At 53.8% G+C, this 22,720-nt stretch carries 20 protein-coding genes; 6 read left to right on the top strand and 14 right to left on the bottom strand.

Annotated features, from left to right (window positions below; translation table 11 throughout):
* The first annotated feature begins 71 nt into the window (after window positions 1–71).
* Window positions 72–3,272 carry an autotransporter domain-containing protein gene (locus tag CWS43_RS16260; RefSeq protein ID WP_101078065.1) on the top strand — a complete coding sequence of 1,067 codons (3,201 nt, stop codon included), beginning with the start codon at window positions 72–74 and terminating at the stop codon, window positions 3,270–3,272.
* A gap of 115 nt (window positions 3,273–3,387) precedes the next feature.
* Here CWS43_RS16260 and CWS43_RS16265 read toward each other — a convergent pair whose 3' ends face one another.
* Window positions 3,388–3,885 (bottom strand): ferritin-like domain-containing protein, encoded by a 498-nt coding sequence (locus CWS43_RS16265; protein WP_101078067.1) that lies wholly within the window; start codon window positions 3,883–3,885, stop codon window positions 3,388–3,390.
* 725 nt (window positions 3,886–4,610) lie between these two features.
* Between CWS43_RS16265 and CWS43_RS16275 the strand changes: the two genes are divergently transcribed.
* The 3 genes from CWS43_RS16275 to CWS43_RS16285 all read left to right on the top strand — a co-directional run bounded on the left by CWS43_RS16275 (window position 4,611) and on the right by CWS43_RS16285 (window position 6,187).
* Window positions 4,611–4,871, top strand: coding sequence for a helix-turn-helix transcriptional regulator (locus CWS43_RS16275; RefSeq protein WP_101078068.1), 261 nt, complete (start codon window positions 4,611–4,613; stop codon window positions 4,869–4,871).
* Between the two features lie 298 nt (window positions 4,872–5,169).
* Entirely contained in the window at window positions 5,170–5,475 is a 306-nt protein-coding gene (locus tag CWS43_RS16280; RefSeq protein WP_101078070.1) for a DUF1471 domain-containing protein, read from the top strand.
* A gap of 229 nt (window positions 5,476–5,704) precedes the next feature.
* On the top strand, window positions 5,705–6,187 hold the full coding sequence (locus CWS43_RS16285; RefSeq protein ID WP_101078072.1) for an Hcp family type VI secretion system effector: 483 nt from the start codon (window positions 5,705–5,707) through the stop codon (window positions 6,185–6,187).
* 24 nt (window positions 6,188–6,211) lie between these two features.
* Here the strand turns inward: CWS43_RS16285 and CWS43_RS16290 are convergent, their stop codons facing one another.
* The 3 genes from CWS43_RS16290 to fabV form a co-directional block, all read right to left on the bottom strand.
* Window positions 6,212–6,526, bottom strand: coding sequence for a DUF1493 family protein (locus CWS43_RS16290; RefSeq protein WP_101078074.1), 315 nt, complete (start codon window positions 6,524–6,526; stop codon window positions 6,212–6,214).
* Window positions 6,526–6,975 carry an STM2901 family protein gene (locus tag CWS43_RS16295; protein WP_101078075.1) on the bottom strand — a complete coding sequence of 150 codons (450 nt, stop codon included), beginning with the start codon at window positions 6,973–6,975 and terminating at the stop codon, window positions 6,526–6,528. Before CWS43_RS16295 ends, CWS43_RS16290 begins: the two co-directional genes overlap by 1 nt.
* Before the next feature lie 340 nt (window positions 6,976–7,315).
* Complete coding sequence (fabV, locus tag CWS43_RS16305) at window positions 7,316–8,512, bottom strand: enoyl-ACP reductase FabV (protein ID WP_101078077.1); 1,197 nt, start codon at window positions 8,510–8,512, stop codon at window positions 7,316–7,318.
* A gap of 345 nt (window positions 8,513–8,857) precedes the next feature.
* On the opposite strand from fabV, the gene CWS43_RS16315 reads away from it, so the two are divergent.
* Complete coding sequence (locus tag CWS43_RS16315) at window positions 8,858–10,330, top strand: sugar porter family MFS transporter (protein WP_101078235.1); 1,473 nt, start codon at window positions 8,858–8,860, stop codon at window positions 10,328–10,330.
* A 33-nt stretch (window positions 10,331–10,363) separates the two neighbouring features.
* Here CWS43_RS16315 and CWS43_RS16320 read toward each other — a convergent pair whose 3' ends face one another.
* The 4 genes from CWS43_RS16320 to CWS43_RS16335 are packed head-to-tail and all read right to left on the bottom strand — an operon-like array spanning window position 10,364 to window position 15,097.
* Window positions 10,364–11,236, bottom strand: coding sequence for a 4Fe-4S binding protein (locus tag CWS43_RS16320; protein WP_101078081.1), 873 nt, complete (start codon window positions 11,234–11,236; stop codon window positions 10,364–10,366).
* Window positions 11,236–12,084: a DmsC/YnfH family molybdoenzyme membrane anchor subunit gene (locus CWS43_RS16325; RefSeq protein WP_101078083.1), complete on the bottom strand. Its 849-nt coding sequence runs from the start codon at window positions 12,082–12,084 to the stop codon at window positions 11,236–11,238. The genes CWS43_RS16320 and CWS43_RS16325 overlap by 1 nt, the downstream gene beginning before the upstream one ends.
* Before the next feature lie 2 nt (window positions 12,085–12,086).
* Window positions 12,087–12,707 carry a DMSO/selenate family reductase complex B subunit gene (locus tag CWS43_RS16330; RefSeq protein WP_101078085.1) on the bottom strand — a complete coding sequence of 207 codons (621 nt, stop codon included), beginning with the start codon at window positions 12,705–12,707 and terminating at the stop codon, window positions 12,087–12,089.
* A complete protein-coding gene (locus tag CWS43_RS16335) occupies window positions 12,704–15,097 on the bottom strand; it encodes a DMSO/selenate family reductase complex A subunit (protein ID WP_101078086.1) in 2,394 nt (797 codons plus the stop codon). The genes CWS43_RS16330 and CWS43_RS16335 overlap by 4 nt, the downstream gene beginning before the upstream one ends.
* Window positions 15,098–15,388: 291 nt before the next feature.
* Here CWS43_RS16335 and CWS43_RS16340 point away from each other — a divergent pair, with 291 nt between their 5' ends.
* Window positions 15,389–16,060 (top strand): GntR family transcriptional regulator, encoded by a 672-nt coding sequence (locus CWS43_RS16340; RefSeq protein WP_101078088.1) that lies wholly within the window; start codon window positions 15,389–15,391, stop codon window positions 16,058–16,060.
* A 2-nt stretch (window positions 16,061–16,062) separates the two neighbouring features.
* Here CWS43_RS16340 and CWS43_RS16345 read toward each other — a convergent pair whose 3' ends face one another.
* From CWS43_RS16345 to CWS43_RS16370, 6 genes are all read right to left on the bottom strand, one after another.
* Window positions 16,063–17,322, bottom strand: a complete 1,260-nt coding sequence (locus CWS43_RS16345) for an aspartate aminotransferase family protein (protein ID WP_101078090.1) — start codon at window positions 17,320–17,322, stop codon at window positions 16,063–16,065.
* A gap of 11 nt (window positions 17,323–17,333) precedes the next feature.
* Window positions 17,334–18,383, bottom strand: a complete 1,050-nt coding sequence (locus tag CWS43_RS16350) for a phosphotransferase (RefSeq protein ID WP_101078092.1) — start codon at window positions 18,381–18,383, stop codon at window positions 17,334–17,336.
* Window positions 18,376–19,119: an SDR family NAD(P)-dependent oxidoreductase gene (locus tag CWS43_RS16355; protein ID WP_101078093.1), complete on the bottom strand. Its 744-nt coding sequence runs from the start codon at window positions 19,117–19,119 to the stop codon at window positions 18,376–18,378. The genes CWS43_RS16350 and CWS43_RS16355 overlap by 8 nt, the downstream gene beginning before the upstream one ends.
* Window positions 19,120–19,204: 85 nt before the next feature.
* On the bottom strand, window positions 19,205–20,044 hold the full coding sequence (locus tag CWS43_RS16360; protein WP_369825880.1) for an ABC transporter permease: 840 nt from the start codon (window positions 20,042–20,044) through the stop codon (window positions 19,205–19,207).
* Between the two features lie 11 nt (window positions 20,045–20,055).
* Window positions 20,056–21,318, bottom strand: coding sequence for an ABC transporter permease (locus CWS43_RS16365; RefSeq protein WP_101078095.1), 1,263 nt, complete (start codon window positions 21,316–21,318; stop codon window positions 20,056–20,058).
* Between the two features lie 185 nt (window positions 21,319–21,503).
* Window positions 21,504–22,532: an ABC transporter substrate-binding protein gene (locus CWS43_RS16370; protein ID WP_101078097.1), complete on the bottom strand. Its 1,029-nt coding sequence runs from the start codon at window positions 22,530–22,532 to the stop codon at window positions 21,504–21,506.
* Window positions 22,533–22,720: the final 188 nt, after the last annotated feature.

The raw sequence follows: 22,720 nt of genomic DNA on the forward strand, positions 1-22,720 counted from the left end.
ATTCCGATAACATCCCTGAAATAAACCAATAAAAACGACGCCTGCACGTCAGATTATCTCAGGGAATAACCATGACTCGCCTTTATCGCGCAACAGGCGGCTGTGCCCGTTTTGTCTGCACTTTTCTTCTGTTGTCTTTAGTTTCGGTATCCTCGGCCATCGCGCAATCCGCAGGCTGTACCGCACTGAATAACGCGACGTTTTCCACCGCGACATTTGCTGCACAGGCTTATCAGTCAAGCCAGTTTGACGCTGGTGATACTTTGACCCTGACGTTTACCGACTCCGGCGCAGGCGTGAACAGTGACAACACGAATACCGACAGTTTTAGCCTGACGAACTACGGGATGAGCACGTTCTCAACCTATTACCCCACTGCAAGTTCAGGCGGCACAGCCGGAACACATACTTATACGGTTACGGGCTCGCAGCTGGTGAGTGCCGGACTCCGGTTTCGCATAACGACCAGCCACGGCTACCTCAGCCCGCTCACAGTTTCCTGTACCTCTGCGACCAGCGCATCAACAGACGCCAGCCTTTCGGCGCTTTCAGCTTCCCAGGGTTCACTGTCTCCGGCATTCTCCTCCGGCACCTCGTCTTACAACGTGGTTGTGGCCAACAGCGTCACCCGCATTTCTCTCACGCCAACCACCCGCAATAACACGGCAACCGTCACCGTGAACGGCGTGTCCGTCACCTCGGGCAGCGCCTCCGGTGCGGTTGCATTAAGCGAAGGCAATAACACATTAAGCGTGGTCGTTACGGCGGGAGATGGGACAACCACTTCCGCCTATACCGTAGTGGTGCAACGCAGCGGGCTGGCACCGGTCGCGGGTTCGGACAGCACCAGCGTGGCGTTTAACAGCAGCAATAACGCCATTACCCTGCCCCTTTCCGGCGGAACAGCCACATCGGTGGCGGTAACCTCTCCGCCCGCACACGGCTCCGTTGTCATCACGGGAACCACCGCCACTTACACACCGGTAAGCAACTATTCAGGCACGGATACCTTCACCTATACCGCCAGCAATAACTGGGGAACCTCTGCGCCAGCCACTGTAAGCATCCATGTAACCAACGTGACGCTGAGTTTCACACCGGCCAGCGGCACATTGTCTTCTGCCACGGTGGGCACGCCTTGGTCACAGACCATCACGGCCAGCAGTGGCACGTCGCCTTATACCTACAGCGCGTCCGGCCTGCCCGCAGGCCGGACAATCAGCGCCAGCACCGGCGAAATTTCCGGAACGCCGACGGCATCGGGTAGCTATACAATTCAGGTCAGCGCTGCGGATAACGCCGGGATCACCGGCACGGTCAGTTATCAGATTACCGTTACCGGTCAGGCACCGGTCGTCAGCGCGGTGTCATCAACCGTGGTCGCCAATACCCGTGAGAATCTGATTGAACCGGTGTTATCCGGCGGCGCAGTGACGTCGCTTGCCATTGTGCAACAACCCGCACACGGCACTGCGCGGATCCAAAGCCTGAAAATCCGCTATACCCCTGCCGCGGGATATTCCGGCAGTGACAGTTTCATTTACAGCGCGTCCAACAATTTTGGCGCGGCACAGGCGACGGTCACACTTAATGTTACCGCCACGACGCTGGCATTTACCCCCGCCAGCGGCGCGTTGCCGGAAGGCCGTGCAGGCACAGCTTACCGTCAGACGTTCGGCACTTCCGGCGGCACAGCGCCTTATCAGTACCGCATTTCAGGGGTTTTACCGGCCGGATTAGCGCTGGCTGGCGATACCCTGAGCGGGACACCAGCCGCCGCAGGTAACAGCAATTTCACACTGACGGCGACGGATGCCAGCGGCGCAAGCGGTCAGGTCACGTATACGCTCAATATCATCAGTGCGGAGCCGGTGGGTGCAAGCCATGCCGCTTCCGTTCTGGCCGGAAAATCAGTGCGCGTCAACCTGACCGAAAGCGCCACAGGCGGCCCGTTCACCGGCGCGCGCCTTGTTGATTTACCGCCAAAAACATCAGGTAACGCTACAATCCAACAAAGCGAAAACAGCGTTTATCTGGATTTTGACGCTGCCAGTCAGGCTTCCGGCACGGTAGCTCTGCGCTATGTGTTGCTGACGCAAGATTCACAATCTGCACCGGCGACGGTGACCTTCACCATCGCCGGACGCCCTGATCCGTCTAAAGATCCCGACGTTCTCGGCCTGGTCAGTGCCCAGATTCAGTCGGCACAGAATTTTGCGCGCGCTCAGATCCGTAACTTCAGCGATCGTCTGGAAACCCTGCACAATACGGCCAGTGTTCACAGCGGGATGAACGGTATCCGCTTCAACATGCCGTCGTCTAAAAAAGAACGCGGCCCTGACGATACGCTGTGGAATTCTGCCTGGGAAAATAACCGTCAGCCCTCCGAATTGCCCCAGATGACAGACAAAACCTCCGCACAGCATCCGCTCAACAGCAATAATTCACGCATCAATTACTGGACCGGTGGCTTTGTGGATTTTGGGCATTCCGATAAAGACGGCGTGAGTTTCAGCCATACGCTGGTGGGGATCAGCACCGGCGCAGACTATCAGTTCACCCCTGAATTTACCGCAGGTATGGGGATTGGTTTTGGCCGGGACGTCAGCGACATTGGCGACAGCGGTTCCCGCAGCAACGGGCGCTCCGTCAGTTCAGCGTTTTATGGCAGTTATCATCCGGACAACTACTTTATCGATGGCCTGCTCGGCTATAGCCGTCTGGACTATGACAGCCGCCGCTACGTAACAGAAATGGATCACTTCGCACGCGGCGACCGTGGTGGTTATCAGGTATTTGGCGCCGTCACCACGGGTTACGATTACCGTCTGCCGGACCTGCTCATCTCCCCTTACGGACGTCTGCAATTATCGCGCACACATCTGAACAGCTACACCGAATCGAACGCCGACGCCTATGATTTAGCCTTCGCCTCACAAGTGCTGAATGACGTCACCGGCGCCGTTGGGATCCGGACGCAGTACGCGTTGCCGCTGACCTGGTCGATGTTGCGCTGGCAAAGTCGTATCGAATACGCGCACGCCTTCAGCGATCAGGGCCGCGCCCGTCTGGGTTATGCGGACAGCGGCAATGACAGCTGGAGCGCAGATGTCTCCGGCGACAGTCAGGAAAATATCGTGCTGGGCATGGGGCTGGATTTCCTGCTGCCACACAACATTACGCCGGGCATCGCCTATCAGGGAACGCTGGGGCTGGATGATGCGCGCAGCCGTTCTCAGATGATCATGATAAGGGTGAATATCGGATTCTGAGGCGTTTAAGAAATGAGTTACAGGGCGCTAAAGCGCCCTTTTTTATGCGCTTTAGATTTGCTCATTGTTTATTCCTAACATTATCAGGGGACGTTACGTAATAATTGGTGCGCAATTAACTTTTTGCAGTTTTGGTTACCGGTTGTGATCCCGCAATAACCGTTAATTTTTTATCGGTGTCTTTTTCTTCCTGCAATGTTTCTTCAAGTAATTTCGCAGCCTGCGAATATCCCAGCTTTTTCGCTAACGCGGCTAAGGTGCCATAAGTCGCAATTTCATAATGCTCAACTTTTTGGGCTGCGCCGATAAGGCCGGCGTCCAGCACTTCGCCTTTTTCAACAGAATCAATCAGCTCCTGCGCTTCTTCTACCAGCCCTTCCATCGCATGACATTTCATACGTTTAAGGCGAATTTCATCAGAAGACTCAACGACTTGATCTAATCTTTCAATCTGCCCCTGCGTTTCTTCAAGGTGTGTTTTAAAAGCATCGCCCAGTTTAGGGTCTGTGGCAGCACGGGCCATTTTAGGCAGCGCCTTGGTTATCTGACGTTCAGCACTATAAACATCAGATAAATCATGAATGAATAATTCTTTTAAGGTTGTAATAGACATTATATTTCCTTTTTACAGCGGCGGATTTATTGACTCATTAAGCGTAGTCCCTTTGAATGTCATAAATTTCGTTTGAGACTTATCTCATCAGAAATATAAAATAAAAATCGTTTTTTATTCATCCATAAATACGCTAACTCCCTGCCTGCTATGACGATAATATTATTTACCGACACCCGAAAAAAATTACATTGCTTTTATATTAAAAAACAAATTTCCATTCAGGATTTTGTCTGAACACCGTCAAATGCATTTTCTGCAATGGTGCAATGGGAAGTGCAGAATGTAACTCACTGCAACGCTTGAAATTTCTCTGGAAAGCAAACCTCAATTTCGCATTAAGCCTGTTGGTTTACTTCTTTGTATTACGCTATAGTGCGCCCGCTGCGGCAAAATCCGCAGCCGGGTTTCGCAGCTCGGTTAACTCTATAAGGACGTACTTAATGCCATGCATTGAGTGCCAATGTCTTTGCTCATCTGTTATTTGTACGGCTTACGCTGTCTGATAACATCAATGGTGGCTCAGACGGGGCAGCCTTCGGGCTGGCCGGTGTCCTTGTAGGCCGGTACTGCGAACCTTGTCTGAGCTACCACCAAAGAGTTTCGCAGCTCCCGTGGTAGTCGTACTTACTACAAGGAGATGTCAATGAAACTATCGCATAGCCCCACTTTTCTGCCCTTCTGCACCGCGGTTCCTGCGCAGGCCAACACAGGAGCAAACCGTTATGAATAATCAGGACTGGCATCAGGCCGATATCATTGCCGCGTTACGCAAGAAAGGCACCACGCTTGCCGCCGTTTCCCGCGCTGCTGGCCTGAGTTCCTCAACGCTTTCAAATGCGCTTTCCAGACCGTGGCCGAAAGGTGAAATCCTGATCGGTCAGGCGCTGGGTATTCCCCCGTCCGTCATCTGGCCGAGTCGCTATTACCATCCTGCCACCCATGAGCTGATGCAGCGGCCACCGCGCGCGGCGAACCGGATTTAAAGAACAGGTCGAGGGAATAAGATTAAGGGTGCGAAATGCGCCCTTTTATTTGCTCATGTCAAAAACACCGAACCTGTAACCCACTGTAAATATCCTCTTTAAATATTGCGTTAATTGTGGCGGAAGTTTGCTTAACAATGAATTAGCAATTAAAGCTAATGGTCGCAACATGAAAAGGTGTTTATTGGCAATGTGCCGGATAAATATCTCAAGTGCGCAATCGCCTCTGATTATTACGGCACATTCTGAATACCCAAATCATCCGGGTATAGAGACTGTATTAGTGAGGAGTAAATCCATGAAAGGCTTAGTAAATGATGTTTTATCCATATTCTATCCGAAAGCTGTTAAGCCTGTTTTGGTGCGCGCCGGATTATCGCATCGTGAAATAGCCTCCCTGCAAGCCGTCGGCGTAACCACGGTTTCCTGGGCAACGTCCATGGAAGAACTCAACAGCGCGTTTGTTAAAAAAGCGTTAGACGCCGGTGCCGTCGGTTACCACATCACCAATGTGGAATCGCACAAACCGGGCAAGGAAGATCAGCACGTTATGGCCGCAACGGCGACCTTCTACCATATCAACCACAAAGTGGCTTATGGCTAATGGATTACGACAGCAGTGATGAAATAAAAATGCCGCAGGCCGGGAAGGTTTGCGGCATTTTTTATTTTCTAGTAGTAAAGAGTGTCGTATCTAACGACTGAACAACTCCCTACGCAAAACTGAACTGATTACCACCACGGCAAAACAAGACTTAACTCAAATTTATCTTTCAAATGTTGCCTTCATCGATTTAACATTAGCCACACTTTTAATAATGAGATTTAAAGAAATGCCAATTCCAGCTTACATGTGGCTTAAAGATGATGGCGGCGCACTAATCAAAGGCGGCGTTGATGTCAAAGACAGGGAATACAGTATCGAGGTTAAGGGGTTTCATCACAACCTGATGATCCCGACTGACAACGCAACAGGGAAAGTTACTGCCACACGTATGCACTCCCCTTTACTAATCGTAAAAGATTTTGATTGCTCCAGCCCATACATCTATAAAGCGGTGGCAACTGGTCAGAATCTCGAATCTGCCGAGATAAAATGGTATCGCATTAACGATGCTGGTCAGGAAGTGGAATACTTCAACATGCTTTTGGAAAAGGTGCGCATCGTTTCGATTTCGCCAACAATGGCTGCCAGTGATAACCCGCAGGATAACCATCTGGAAACAGTAGAACTACGGTACGAGAAAATAACGTGGAAACATAACGACGGCAATATTATCTTTGCCGATTCATGGAATGATCGCCAAACAGCATAATATGAAAAAGGGGTATTGCGCCCCTTAATCGTAAAGCCATTTTCCGGCTTTGGCAGACTCAATAATCATCTCAACAGTAAGAGGCTTGTACATCTTTTCTTTGTACTGCCGTCGAAGCCGAAACCACCACCACGGTAATTCAGGCTCAAAGTAATTGTCGAGATTAAAATTGTCATAGCTGATGCCATACCGAGTGAACAGGTCAATCAGCATCTCCCCTAATTCATCCGTCACTAAATTAAAGTGTTCCTGAAACGTCCAGTCTTTACGAACTGGTTTTCTCCGCTCACTGTATTTTTCCGTGATGTATTGAAGAATCTCATTTTCATCTACTTCCATCAGAAATACGTCCATGCAATACGGTCTTGAGGGTAGGCGATGAGGTTGTATTTACTACGTGTATCCTTTGCCACGATTGCACAAATTATTATTGCCTGTGGGTAGCCCAAATACGGAACCCAACGCCCAACGATCGTACCAATCTGATTTGAGTTCCTCACCTGACCATAAGCGATTGTGGGAATTTTTAGATTGTTTGGGAGCTTTGCATCCTTAAAGATTCTACGTGACATTTTTGATGCAATGCTTGTTCTGTCCCCCTTTGAGCCTAAGACTTTGCGCTTAGGGATGATGGGTCTACCCACAAAGATGGTTGCAGCTGTTTCTATTTCTATTCCGGCGTGATTGGAGAAAGATTCCAAGAAGATTAACCAAAACAACTCTTCTTTAGTTAAGTTATCGTTGCCGTGGTAAAAGTATGTCCCGTTTAGCGTTTCAGTAGTGTCCACTCTCAATATCCTTTTGATTAGAAGGGTTAAAGAATACATCCTGCAACTGAGGCGGGCAATATGATCACATACACGGAAAATCATCAGATTCGTCGGTCGTCGCATCGTTGATGATGTGAGTCACTACGCCGAAAATCATTGTCTCCTCCCCCTCAAAATCCCCGCCTTCGATCAAAGTGACCCTATCCGGCTGATCCAGCGCCTGCAAAAACAGCGCTGGGTGGACAGGTAATCCCACCCAAAACTAGAACTGTTTCAACATCCTGATATACCACAAAAAAACCCAGCTCCGCCTTTCGGCAGAACTGGGTTTTCAGCAATCATTGCGCGTTAAATCAGATTACATCTGGATCAGATGTTTGATTTTCACGTCCGGATTGGTGTCGGCGGCGTAATCAACGCCGTTCAGGCCAAAGCCGAACAGGCGCATGAACTCGCTTTTGTAGCCTGCAAAGTCCGTCAGTTCAGCGATGTTATCGTTGGTGACTTCATCCCACAGTTTACCGACTTCTTCCTGCACTTCTGGCGCGATCTCTTTCAGGTCAGCGCGCAGACGGCCTTCGTTGTCCAGCAGCGGAGAAGCACCGTACAGGCTGTCTTTGTACAAGCCGTAAACCTGCTCGATACAACCTTCGTGGGTGCCCTTCTCTTTCATCACTTTGAACAGCAGGGAAAGGTACAGCGGCATCATAGGGATAGCAGAGCTCGCCTGAGTCACAACGGCTTTCAGAACGGAAACGCGTGCGTCGCCGTGCTGTTCTGACAGTGAGCTGCGGATATCCAGAACACGTTTGTCCAGATCCTTTTTCGCTTCGCCGATAGAACCGTTCCAGTAGATGTCCTGCGTCACTTCTTCACCCAGGTAGGTGAAGGCCGTGGTTTTCGCGCCATCCGCCAGCACACCGGCGGCTTTCAGGTCTTCAATCCACATCTGCCAGTCTTCGCCACCCATCACCGCAACAGTTCCGGCGATTTCTTCCGGCGTTGCAGGTTCGAGCGTGGTTTCGTTAATGATTTCTTTATCGGTGTTGATGCCACGGATAGTCACTTGCTTACCGATTGGCTTCAGGGTGGAGTTAAACACTTCACCGGTTTTCGGATGGGTGCGGCGTGGCGCAGCCAGGCTGTAAACCACCAGATCAACCTGACCGAGATCCTGTTTAATCAGTTCGATGGTTTTCTGTTTTACTTCATCAGAAAACGCGTCGCCGTTGATGCTTTTGGCATACAGGCCTTTTGCTTCAGCAAATTCTTCGAATGCCGCAGAGTTGTACCAGCCCGCAGTGGCGGTTTTGGATTCATCGCCCGGACGTTCGAAGAAGATACCCAGCGTGGCAGCGTCAGAACCGAAAGCAGCAGAGATACGGGCAGCGAGGCCGTAACCGGTGGATGCACCGATCACCAGGACTTTTTTCGGGCCGCCGTCGATTTTACCCTGTGCGGTCACGTAATCGATTTGTTCTTTAACGTTCGCCTTGCAACCTTCCGGATGGGCAGTAACACAGATAAAGCCACGGATGCGTGGTTTGATAATCATATAGACCTCATTGTTGCAACTGTCTCAGTAAATTGGCCGATAGAATATAGGTTTGCGCCGTTTCAGGCAAAACCTGCTGCTTTATCCCATCGTAAACAGACTTCTCTTAAGCGAAAACTGATTCAATTTTACCCGAATGGATAAAAAACCCACTGAAAAATCCTCTGTGAGCAAGTGTAATCCAGTTCCCGCCCCGCTCCTGCGCGCTGGTCAGTATTTTCCGAAATTTCAGCATCCGGCGTGCCATAAACCACTCATTTTCCCTTTTTCCTACCAAAATCCTCAACATGCGTTACGTTTAATAGTTGTGTGATCTGCATCACACTCCATAACGACAATAATGAAATACAGGGAGCACTTGTGACTGACAAACTCAAAGACGGACAGGAAAGCGAGGTGAAGAAAACGCCGCAGCCGACCGAACCGCTGGTAAAAATCATCGCGTTCATCGCCACCCTCGGTGGTTTGCTTTTTGGCTACGATACCGGGGTGATCGCGGGCGCGCTGCTGTTTATGAAGCACGACCTGCACCTGACCTCGGTGACCACCGGGATGGTCACCAGCTTTCTGATACTGGGTTCCGCCATCGGAGCCATCTGCGCCGGACGCGTCGCTGACCGGTTTGGCCGCAAGAAAATCATCCTCACGATGGCGCTGATTTTCATGCTCGGCTCGCTGGGTTGTGCGCTGGCACCTAACGTCGTGCTGATGATTATTTTCCGCTTCATTCTCGGGCTGGCCGTCGGCGGCGCAGCGGCGATTGTGCCGATTTATATCGCCGAAATCGTACCGTCCAACCGGCGCTGGCAGTTTGTGACCTTGCAGGAACTGATGATTGTTTCCGGCCAGCTGATTGCTTACACCAGTAATGCGGCGATTAACGAAGTCTGGGGCGGTGAAACGACGTGGCGCTGGATGCTCGGTGTGGCGTGTGTTCCGGCGGTGATTTTGTGGGTCGGCATGTTATTCCTGCCAGACACACCACGCTGGTACGCCATGCATGGCCGCTACCGCGAGGCGCGCGACGTGCTGGAACGCACCCGTAAAGCGGGCAAAGTCGAGAAAGAACTTAACGAAATCCGCAGCTCCATGAGTTCTAAAAGCGAGAAGCACTCGCGCCGCCAGAAGACCATTTCCGTGTGGATGAAGCGGCTGGTCGTGCTGGGGATCGGGGTCGCGATGCTTCAGCAACTGTCGGGCGTAAACACGATTATGTTCTACGCGCCGACGATGTTGCAGGCTACCGGGCTGAGCACCAATGCGTCGCTCATGGCAACCATCGCCAACGGCGTGATTTCGGTGATCATGACGTTCGTGGGGATCATGCTGCTGAGCCGTTTCGGGCGGCGTCCGCTTTTGCTGACCGGGCAAATTGGTTGCACCTGTACGCTGCTTGCCATCGGGCTGGTGACCTGGCTGATGCCGGAGACGGTCAACGGCCATCCTGATGCGGTGCGCAGTTATCTGGTGCTCGGCGGGATGCTGATTTTCCTGTGCTTCCAGCAGGGCGCGCTGTCGCCGGTCACCTGGCTGTTGCTGTCGGAAATGTTCCCGATGCGCATCCGCGGTATGGCGAACGGCGTCTCTGTATTTGCCATGCAGATGACGAACTTCTCCATCGCGTTTATGTTCCCGATCATGCTGGAAAGCATCGGGCTGACCTGGTCGTTCTTCACGTTCGCCGCCATCGGCGTGGCGGGCGGGATATTCGCGGTGATTTTCGCCCCGGAAACGCAGGGCAAAACGCTGGAACAGATCGAGAAACACTTCAAAAAGCATTTGCAGGATGACCCTGCGCCAGAGCAGGCAGGCGTTTAAACCGTTTTACCGGCGCAGGGACGCGCCTTCAACTCACGTCTCACGCATATTGAAACCGTGCTTCCGGCATACCGGGCACCGTTTTTCATCTGCTGACCATGCCGTAAACGGGCGGCGACATGTCATACACACCGCGCCCGTTGTTTCCAAAATTTCTGAACCCGCCGCGCTATCCTTCGCCACGCTGATCGCTTTTTCGAAGCACAGGGTTTCGCAGTTGCCGCAACCCGTGCATTTTTGCGCATTCAGCGTAAAAGACGTGTTACTGATGTGAATCGCTGATTCGGGGCAAACCCGCGCACAAGCTCCGCACAGCGAGCACTTTTCGCGATCCACCGTGAGGCGATATTCGGTGACCTGCGGGAAGCTGGCACGTCGCGCCCTGCCGCCCGGTGTAACGTGGCCCGTCTGGCGGGAATCGTCTTTGATGCGCAGCCAGCGACGGCGCAATCCCTGCTGAATATCTTCGGAAGGGGGCTGTAGATTCCACAGCGGTTCACCGCTTTGTTTCAGCCGGATATTCAGTGCCGCAACCGCCATCAGCCAGCCGGAGTGCGAACCGGCCTCCATTTCGACGCCGCGTATCAGGAATTGCGCATGCCACATCAGCAGTTCGTTAACCGACGGCGCGCTCAGGCTCAGCGGCATGGTCAGACAGCCGTCGCGGTAAGCGCGTTCCGGCGGCGTAATGCCGCCCATCGCGCCAGCCGGACAGGCAAAAAGACAGGCCCCGCAGGCCGTACAGCCTGCGGTTTCTATTTCAATCTTTCCGTTGTTTACCTTTATGACGCCCGCGCCGCAGGCATCCACGCAGGCCCGGCAAGGGTTGCCGGGCAGAGTATTGCGAACGCAGGCCCGTCCGGCACCGGCTTCGGGCGGACGGGCATTGAGCGAAAACAGTTTCATTAATGAATGCTGAAGAAATTAAAGCGCAACATCACTTCGGCAATAAGGATTAGCACCGCGCCCGCCAGCAACCGCAGGCGGCTGAACCGCTGCGTATGCAGACTTAATGCCGCCAGGCTCACGCCTGCAATCAGCAGAGCCCAGGCCACAAAGCGCGTACACGCCATCTGCCCGTAAGCTTCCAGAGGCCGATGCGGGAACGTCATCAGATCCGCGCCGCCCAAGCTGGCCAGATAGTTGCCGTACACCGGCTGAATCAGCAGGCGAAAAACGGTGACCGCGATCAGCACGCCAATCGACATCACCGCCAGCCTGCGCACGCTTCCCCACGCCAGCAGCGGACGCGACGCCAGCGTCCACAACCCGTAGACTGCGCCGAGGGTGAGCGCGGTGCCGCCAAACATGACGTAGGTGTTGAAGTGCATCCACGTGACAACGGAAGCGTGAACATAAATCGCGCTCATGCAAAAGATATCCACCGCACCCATCGCGACGGCAGTCACCATTAACAGCGTGATCACCCGCCTGGTCAGAAGCGCAATCAGCGTCGCCAGCCCCAGCGCTGCCAGATACGTACTGGCAAACACGATTTCACGGCTCAGCCACGAACTGCTGAAATGGCTCAGCGCATGAAACGCGTTTAGCGGATACCCGAGATGCGCGGTGGATGCGATAAGCCCCAGCGCACCGGCGATAAACGCCGTCAGCATCGCGGGCAGCGCAAGACGATGCTTTTCTCTGGCGCTCAGTTTGTCCGCGCCGGAAATCAGGATCAGCGTGGTGAACAGCGTGATGCCGACAGAACTCTGGATCAGCAGAGTGAAAATAATAAGTGGCCATTCGTGCATGATTATTTCCCTCCCTTTTCAGCGCCCTGATGCGGTTTGATGACCAGATTGGGCTGCGTCAGCGCAGACCCCGGTAAACCCTGAACGTCGCACAAGTCGCCGTATTGCGCGCGTAACTCGTCAACTGGCCCGAATTTGATCGCACCCAGCGGACAGGTCGCGACGCAAACAGGCTGTTCTCCGGCAGCTTGCAGATCGACGCAAAAATCGCATTTCGACATCTGACCGGTTTCCTGATTTAGCTGCGGCGCGCCGTACGGACATGACCACGCGCAGTAGCCACAGCCGACACATTTGTCAGTATTGACGCGCACAATGCCGTCGCCCGGCCGTTTGTGCATGGCGGTGGTCGGGCAGTTTTTAGTGCAGATCGGGTCTTTGCAGTGGTTGCAGGAAATCGACAGCGTGTAGGCATAGACGTTGTTGTAAACGCCGCCCTGCCCGGTGGACACGAATCCGCCGCCTTTCACTTCGTAAATACGGCGGAAACGGCGGCCCACTTCCAGATTGTTTTTATCCTTGCAGGCGACCTGACAGGCTTTACAGCCCGAGCAGCGGGAGGAGTCGATAAAGAAACCCAACTGGCGGTCACTGACCGGCGCGTAATCTATAAATTGGCTCATGCTTTCACAACCTCCACCAGCATGGTTTGATGAGAATTCCCTTTCGCCAGCGCCGTAATGCGCGCCGAACTGAGTACGTTGGCGCAACCGCCACGGTCAACGCCGTTTTCGTCCGGCTGCCACCACGCGCCTGCCTGTAAAGCCACCACACCGGGTATGATGCGCTGCGTCACTTCCGCCGGGATCAGCGTCACGCCGCGATCGTTGTGAATGCGCACGCTGTCGCCCTGCGCAATGCCGCGCTGTGTGGCATCAGCCGGGTTGATCCACAATTTTTGCTCCTGCACTTCTTTCATCCACGGGTTGGCATACTGCGTGGAGTTCGCGCGGTTTTTGCCTTTCCAGGTGATCAGCTGCAACGGGAAACGGGCAGAAAGTTCATCTTCCGGGCCTTCGTGCGCCGGAACGTAATGCGATAACGCCGGGATTTCCGGATGATGCATGTCGTACAGGCGCTTTGAGAAAATCTCGATTTTGCCGGAAGGCGTCAGGAACGGATTGTTTTGCGGGTCACTGATATTCGCTTCAAACGCGATATGTGGTTTGTCTTTGAAAAGATAACGTCGGGTGATCAGCAGTTCGTCAAAGGTCGGCAGTTTCTCCTCCGGCATTGATTCACGAGTTTTTTCCCAGATGCTGACGATCCAGTCTTTTTCCGTCCGTCCGAGACTGAATTCCTTTTCGACGCCCAGTTTGGCCGCAACTTCGCGCAACCAGTCGTAGTCGGTACGGCTTTCAAACTGCGGTTCAATCAGTTTTTCTGAGAGGATCAGGTAATTGCCGGTTCCCCACGATTCGCCGATATTCCAGCGCTCCATAAAGCTGGTTTCCGGCAGCAACAGATCGGCATATTTCGCGCTGGGCGTGAGGAACAGATCGCTGGCAACGATAAATTCAATTTTGGATTCATCTTCGAGAACCTTAACGGCCTGATGGATATCCGGATTCTGGTTCGCCAGATAATTCCCCGCCAGCGAAAACAGGATGCGGATATTGCTGTCCAGTTTGTCGCCGCCGGTCAGCCCGTCCGCCGGCGTGATTTTGCTGGCATCATCCGCCGCCTGCACCCAGTTCATCACCGAGATTTGCTTCTTCACCATATTATCGGGCATTTCCACACCGGCGGTGAATTTACGGCTGCTGTCACCGCCATAACCGCCCGCCCAGCCGCCCTTCACGCCGACATTTCCGGTGATCGTCGCCAGTAATGTCGAACCGCGCGCAGTGCGTTCGCCACAGTTATGACGCTGCGGCCCCCATCCCTGGATCAGCGCTGCCGGTTTGGTAGTGGCGTAATCACGCGCCAGCTGGCGGATGGTTTGCGCAGGCACATGCGTGATTTTTTCCGCCCATTCCGGCGTCTTTTTCACGCCGTCTTTCACGCCGTCTTTCACGCCGGTCAGGTACGCCACCAGCGATTCATTGGCCGGTACGCCTTCCGGCATTGCGCTTTCATCAAAACCGAGGGTGTAACGCTCAACAAACGCTTTATCGTGCAGGTTCTCCGTGATGATGACGTACATCATCGCGTCCATCAGCGCATTGTCAGTGGAGGGCAGCAGCGGGATCCACTGATCCGCCAGCGAAGCCGCCGTGTCCGAATAGCGCGGATCCACCACGATAAACCGTGTGCCGTTCTGTTTCATTTGCTGAAAATAGTGGTTGGTATGCCCGAATATGGTTTCGTTCGGGTTATGCCCCCATAAGATCACCAGCGGCGTGTCCGCCAGCGTATCCAGCGTGTTGCCGCTGGCTGCCGCGCCATACGTGTAAGGCGTCGCCGCCGCCGTATTGCCCATACTCACCGAGTGATAAGTATTGAGATAGCCGCCGGTCAGGTTCAGCAACCGGCGCACCATGGTATCGCCGGAGAACGGGCCGCCGCTGACCGCCGTACCGACGTGAACATAGCGCGATTCCGGGCCATACTTTTCCGTGATGCGTTTGAGGTTATACGCAATCAGCGTCGTGGCTTCGTCCCAACTGATCCGTTCGAATTTACCTTCGCCACGCCTGCCGACCCGCTTCATCGGGTATTTCAGCCGGTCAGGGTGATAGACAAATTTCCGGTAACTGCGCCCGCGCACACAGGCGCGCATGATGGGCATTTCCGGGTCGAGATCGGCATCCGGACGGGTGGAAATGCGGGTCACGACGCCTTCCTGAACATGGGCGCGGATATCACATTTGCCGCCACAGTCGAATGAACTACAGGTGGGGACGATTTTTTCCGGTGAGGAGGGGAATTCCTGAGAGGCGACAGAGATTTTCCCGCCTGCATGTGCAAATTTAAAGCCGATCAGAGGAAGTGCGGCCACCACACCGCTGAGTTTGACAAAATCCCGCCGGTTTACGCTCGAAGGATCCTTACAATCTTCATTATTTTTCATGACATTAGCTCGCAAAAGGAAAAATCATCGCACGCTTAAGTCAAATTTTTCCTTGTGTGATATCAACACGCATACAGGTGGCCTCTCCTTTCGGGGTATACGCGCTTTATTTTTTAATTTCATAAGGTTATGTATTAATTACCGTGATGTATCGCACGCAACTCATCACGCAAAATAGATATCAAACGAGGGTTACTTCTGCCCATCACATTTGATGCATCATGTTGTATAATCGCCTTTCACAAATTCCTCCTTAATCCGGGTGCGCGCACTCTATTGCTACGGTGAACTTTGAATTATCCCATCAGCTCAATTAACCACGCCTATCTGGGCAGCAGCGTTTACGCCACATTACGCGAAGCATTAATTACCGGTCGGCTGAAGCCCAATGATCGCCTGCGGATACGCGAACTCGCGGAACAGGTCGGCACCAGCGTGACGCCGGTGCGGGATGCGATTTTGCAACTGGCAAAAGAGCAGGCGCTGGAAATGCGCACACCGAAAGATATCCGTGTGCCGCAGCTTGATGAGCAGCAATATCAGGAAATCCGCACGTTGCGTTTAGATCTCGAAGGTCTCGGGGCGGAAAAAGCGGCGCAGACGGTAACGGAATATGAGTTACAGCGCATCGCACAAAATATTGAGAACAACCGCAAAGCCATCAGCAGCGAAGATTTACCGGAAGCGCTGCGCCTCAACAGTGAATTTCACCTGATGCTGGCCGAAAGCGCGCGGATGCCGCTACTGAGTAATTTCATCGACAGTTTATGGATGCGCACTGGCCCGCTGATTGCCCAGGCGTACGCACATTTTTCCGAGCGGATGGCGATCGAACATCACGAAGAAATCTTGCGCGCACTGCGCAAAGGCGACAGCGCAACGGCCAGAAAAGCCATTCAGGAAGATATTCTCGACGGCAGCCAGAAGATGGTTGAATTCCTGGCCGCCAGCCGGGAGAGGTGATTTTAGAGCGGGATATCTGTCAATACACCCGCCAGTGTTTCCAGCAACAGTGCAGCGTGTTCCGGCTGAAAGACCATCGGCGGACGGATTTTCAGGACGTTAGCCGCCGGGCCGGTGGCGCTGATCAGGATTTGTTTCTGCCGCATCTGGTTAACGACAAACGCCGCCAGCTCAGGCGCGGGCGTGTTGCGCTGATCGCTCACCAGTTCCACACCGATAAACAAACCGTCACCGCGCACATCGCCGATCACCGGATAACGCGCCGCCAGTTTCAGCAACCCTTCCCGCAGGATTTCTCCCGTCCGTTGCGCGTTCTGTTGCAGTTCTTCACGTCGCAAAACCTGTAAAACCGCATGCGCCGCTCGGCAGGAAACCGGATTACCGCCGAAGGTGTTGAAATAACGCTGACGACGGCCAAACTCTGCAAACAGTTCCGGCCTGCCCACCAGCCCGGCGACCGGATGTCCGTTGCCCATCGGTTTGCCCAGACTCACCAGATCCGGCATCACGCCGTAGCGGGCAAAACCCCAGCGCTGGCTGCCGGTGCGGCCAAAACCGGGCTGCACTTCGTCGGCGATAAATAATCCGCCAGCGGCACGAACCAACGCCACCGCACGCCGCATTTCTGCCGGTTCAGGGCTGAAAACGCCGTCGCTGGAAAAAATTGTGTCCACCAGAAGCGCCGCTGGTTTTACGCCAGCCTGTTTCATTTCTTCCAGCGCCCGTTCCACGCCAGCGGCGAAAGCGCCCTGACGGCGGAAGGTGTCCGGCGCATCAATCAGCCAGACATTTTTGCCTTGCTCAAAACCGTCGCCGAGCGAAGGCGAAAGTTCGGCTGATGCACTGGTGACGCCATGATACGCCCAGCGCGTGACCAGAACGCCCTGCCCGCCGGTGATTTGCCGCGCCACGCGCAGCGCCAGATCGTTGGCTTCGCTGCCGGTGCAGGTCATGGTGAGATTGCGCAGTTCCGGCGGAAATTCCGTCAGAAAATCTTCAGCAAACTCTACGATGGCGTCATTCAGATACCGCGTGTGCGTGTTGAGCTGCGCGGCCTGCGCCGCAATCGCTTCGACAACGGCCGGATGGCAATGTCCCACGGATGCCACGTTGTTATAAGCATCCAGATAGCGACGCCCTTCGCTGTCATACAGCCAGACGCCTTCGCCGCGCACGACGTGCAACGGCTCCTGATAAAACAGACGATAACCGCCGCCCAGCCACTGCTGGCGGCCTTCTAAAACCTGTTGCTGAGTCAGCATAGAGAACCTCTTTACTTCAGTTCAGACGTGCACGACTGACGAAATATCGTGTCAGCCTGCGAAAATGAAAGTGCCATCAGGCGCGATAAACTTCCCCATGCATGCACCTGATTGCGCAAAATATAGTCGCGATTTTGCGGATACAGCATCGCACGGTGCTGAGCAATCAGCAGGCTCAGCGCCAGCCGCGAGGCCACCAGTTCAGGCAGCACATCAAGTTCAGCGTCCGTCAGCGGCTGGCGCGCTGTATAGGCAGCAATCATCGGACGGCAATAAAGGAAAAGGTCATCGCCATGGCTGTCCAGCTGATAGGCCAGCGCCGTTGCCAGTTCGTTGATCAGCGGTGCGTACAGGGCATCACCGAAATCAATAATCCCGGCCAGACGTTGCGGATCCGAACTGCTGACCAGCACGTTATGGGCATTCAAATCATTATGGATCACCTGTTTGCGCAATCGCTGCCCGGTGGGAACCACTTTTTGCCGGTGGATCTCCAGCACACGGGAAATCGTCTGCCTTTGTGCGGGGTCGGTCAGTTGCGGCACCCAGCCTTCAAGGCGCGACATATCGCTGATATCCCATAACAAATCGCGTTTTGCGCCCGGATGCTCAAAATCATTCAGCGCGACATCCAGACGCGCCAGCGCATCGCCCAGTTCGCACATCAGCGCTTTCGAACGCGGTACCTGAAATTGCGCGGTGCCCGGCAAATAACTGACCGCGCGCAACGTCAGGGTTTGCCCGCCGACGCTGACCTGGGGCGTCAGTTCACCGCCACAACTTTCCTGCAATCGCGGCACCGGCAGCTGGCTGTCGCGCAAGGCCAGATGACTGAGAATGGCGGTTTGGAAATCGACTTCTTCGGGCACTTCTGCCGGGTTCACAAACCGCAGCATGTAGGCACGGCCTGAAGATGTGGTCAGACAAAAATTGCTGTCCCGCTCACCGCCCAACACCTGCGCGGAACCATCCAGCCCGTAGACCTGCGCGGCGATGTTTTCGGCTTGCGACGGGCTGACGCGCGGCACTTCCGTAGTCAGCAGTGACGGCGCTTCAGACATGCTGACCGCCGTTAACGTGAATTTCCGCGCCGTTGACATAAGATGCACCCGATGTGCAGAGGAAATGGATAAGCGATGCGACTTCATCGGCTTTCCCCAAACGCTGCAACGGTACGGTGCGTTCGACGATTTCCTGCGTGCCCGGCGAGAGAATAGCGGTATCAATTTCACCCGGCGCAATGGCGTTGACACGTATGCCGTGCGGGCCGAATTCATGCGCCATTTCACGGGTCAGGGTTGATAACGCGGCTTTGGAACAGGCATACGCTACCCCCGCAAACGGATGGACTTTACTGCCGGCAATCGATGTCACGTTAATAATGCTACCCTGCGCGGCTTTCAGCTCATCAAACAGGCCGGTTGCCAGAATCGCCGTCGAAAACAGATTAACGTTAAACACCTGCAGCCAGGTTGCGTAATCGCTGCCGAGCACGCCGAGACGCCCGCCAGTGCTGGTTTTTGGCGAGATACCGGCGTTATCCACCAACGCATCCAGCCGCCCGCCGAGGCGCTCTTTGATCATCGGCAGCGCTTTCTGCACGCTGTCGATATCTTCCAGATCCAGATGAATATGGTTAAGAAAACCTTCTGCCCACGGGCATTCGTCTACCCAGTTCTGACGCGATGCGGTGAAAATCCGCCATCCGGCGGCATAGAAATGTTTGACCGTCGCGTGACCGATGCCACGGCTTGCGCCGGTCAGCAAAAGCGTTTTTTGCTCTGTTGTTTCTGTCATGGTCAATGCTCCTGCATTTTGATATTTGATGCATCAGGAATAATCAAAAAAAGAGGACCTGTAAAGTCCTCTGATTAATTTCTATCTAATGTGCAACCGGGGAATGGCGTAAACGCTCGCCACGACGACGCAGCAATTCCATCACCAGCAGTAAAATCAGCGATGCACCCACCATCAGCGAAGCAGCGGCGGCAATCGTCGGGTCGAGATTTTCACGGATACCGGCAAACATCTGGATCGGCAATGTGCGCTGGCGCGGGCTGGCAAGGAACAGTGTCACCACCACTTCATCAAATGAGGCAGCAAACGCAAACAACGCACCGGAGAAAACGCCTGGTGCAATCAGCGGCAATGTGACTTTGCGGAAAACGTACCACGGTGACGCCCCAAGGCTGGCTGCCGCGCGGGATAAATTGCGGTCGTAGTTTTTGAGGATCGCCACAACGGTGATCACCACAAAAGGTACGCCAAGCAAGGCGTGCGCCAGTACCAGCCCGAGATAGCTGTTGAGCAGCGAAACACGGGCGAAAAAGAAGAACATCCCCACGGCAATAATCACGACAGGCGCAATCATCGGTGAAATCAGAATCGCCATGACCAGTGATTTACCGCGAAACTCTCCGCGCACCAACCCGACGGAAGCCAGAACACCAAGAACCGTCGCAAGAAGCGTTGCCAGCGGGGCAATCAGCAGGCTGTTACCCAGCGAACTCAACCACTCATCTGAGTGAAAAAACGTCTGATACCAGCGCAATGAAAAACCAGTCAGCGGATAGCTGAGGAACGACCCCTCGTTAAAAGACAGCGGCACAATAATTAATACGGGTACAATCAGGAACAGCAAAATTGCCGCACTGTAGAAATTAAAACACCAGCGCCACAGCCGCAAAATCAGTGCCCCTTTCTGTTTCATACTGTGTTTCATCATCGGGCTCCTTAATGCGCAGCTATTTCAGCTTTGGTACGCGTGACGCGGATATAAACGATATACAACAACACGACAATCACCAGTAACTGACTGCCCAGTGCAGCGGCCATACCCCAGTTCATTGTTGTGTTTGTGAAAAATGCCACGAAGTAGCTAACCATCTGGTCACCCGGCCCCCCGAGCAACGCGGGGGTAATGTAGTAACCAATCGCCATCATAAAGACGAGCAGCGCTCCGGCGGTCACCCCGGCATAAGTCTGCGGCACGTAAACCCGCCAGAACGCGGAGAAAGGATGCGCCCCGAGCGAAATTGCGGCACGAACATAGTTCGGCGAAATGCTTTTCATCACAGCATATAAAGGAAGGACGATAAACGGCAGCATGATGTGCGTCATCGAGATATAAACACCCAGACGGTTGAACACCATAATCAACGGATGATCAATAATGCCGGTCGAGAGCAATGCACGGTTTATCAGGCCGCCTGATTGCAACAGCACGATCCAGCTTGCCGTGCGGACAATCAGTGATGTCCAGAACGGCAGCAGCACTAAAATCATCAGCAGATTAGCGCGGCCCACCGGCTGTTTTGCCAGCCAGTATGCCAGAGGATAGCCGAGCAGAACGCAGCAGATCGTCACCACCAGAGCCATCCACAACGTGCGCAGCAGGACGTTCACGTACAATGCCTGATCGGGCGGCAACGCGACAATTTTGCCAGAATCGACATCAACCTTGCGGTCAAACGCTGACAACAGATAAAGAGAAGTGACCGGTTTCGCTGCACGCTGCACGGTTTGCCAGGTGCTTAATTCCCCCCATAGCGGCATGCTCTCAATCAGCGATTCACGCACTGCACCACCCTGCGGCACATGGCGTAATGTCCCGGTGATAAGGCTCCGGTAGCGGTTATCTTCATAGCTCAAACGCTTAGCAATGGTCGCCATCTGACCGCTGTTGCGGGCATTGCGCAAATCAGTGACCAGCGCGGAAAACGTCGCTTCATCCGGCACCGTTTTACCGTCCCAGCGCGAAAGCTGTGCCACCGTTTCCGGCAGGGTTTGCCCCAGCTCCGGGTTGACCACGCTCTTGCCCAGAATGGAGGCAATCGGGAACAGGAAGCTCACAACCACAAACAATAATAGCGGCGCAATCAGCAGCAAAGAACGTCGCGTATACGCCGCTTCGACTTTACGCAAGCGCTGACGCAGCGTCGGCCCGGAAGCTGTGTCGTCCGGCACCGGTGTCGTCAGCATTTCTGTCTGGCTCATAATTTTCTCCCGCTGCGGCGGTTTGCCTGTTTTTCTAAAAATAGGTCCTGCGATCACTGCAATACCCTAAATCATTCGGGCTGAATCAAGGCGGTGAGCGAGGCGGATCCCCGGCCACAGACAAAAGACTGTGACCGGGAGTCGGGGGCGAAGCCAACGCAGAGTCAGTCTGAAAGATGGTGTGCCTATTTAGCAGCCCAGGCGTTGAAGCGTTGTTCCAGATCTTCGCCATGTTCAATCCAGAAGTTAGTATCAACCTGCAAAGCGCCTGCCAGGTTTTTCTCGGCGGTCGGCAGATTTTGCGCGTATTTAGGGTCGATCATGCCGGTCACGGATTTTTCAGTCGGGCCGTAAGGGATAGTTTCAGCAAAGACTTTCTGGTTTTCAGGTTTGTTAGCGAAAGCGATGAACTGTTCGGCCAGATCTTTGTGTTTGGACCCTTTTACGATGGCCCAGCTGTCGAGGTCATACAGGCTGTTGTCCCAGACCATTTTGAAATCATGACCTTCACCCTGCGCGGCGCTCACGCGACCGTTGTAGGCGGAAGTCATCACGACGTCGCCGGACACCAGCCACTGAAGCGGTTGCGCGCCAGATTCCCACCACTGAATATTCGGTTTGATTTGATCGAGTTTCTTGAAGGCGCGCTCCACGCCAGCTGGCGTGGCCAGCACTTTATAGATATCTTCACGTTTCACACCATCCGCCAGTAAGGCGATTTCCAGCGTGAATTTGGCGCTTTTGCGCAGTGCGCGTTTGCCTGGGAAATCTTTTACATCCCAGAAGTCTGCCCAGCTGGTTGGCGCTTTTTTCAGTTTGCTGGCGTCATACGTCAGCACCGTTGACCACAGGAAAATGCCCGCTCCACATTCGGTGACCGCACCCGGCACATATTGGGTTTTATCGCCCAGTTTGCTCCAGTCGAGCGGCTCAAACAGCCCTTCGTCGCAACCACGGATCAGCTCCGGGCTTTCAACTTCTACCACGTCCCAACCCACCTGACCGGTTTGCACCATTGCACGGATACGCGCCATTTCACCGTTGTATTCCCCCGGTTCAATAGTGCCTTTTCCGGCGGCAGCGAAGGGTTTGTAAAACGCTTTGTCCTGAGCGTCCTTATTCAGGCCGCCGAAAGAGATCACGGTCAGGGATTCCGCCTGAGCCTGAAACACTAACCCTGCAAGAAGAGTAGTAAGGGCAATTTTCTTAAACATGCTGTGACTCCTGGGTTAACTAAAAAAGTAAGGAAAGCGCTAAGAGAACGGCATTGTTAAAAATATGATGCATCATATTTTATGATAAAGCATAAACCATGCCATTCCTGATAAGTCTGTCCGCCACGCAATGAACCGCGGACGGACAGGATTTTTCGAGGCGTTATAGGACTTTTTTATGCCTCGTG

This window comes from Rahnella sp. AA (assembly GCF_002834385.1).
GTDB lineage: Bacteria > Pseudomonadota > Gammaproteobacteria > Enterobacterales > Enterobacteriaceae > Rahnella.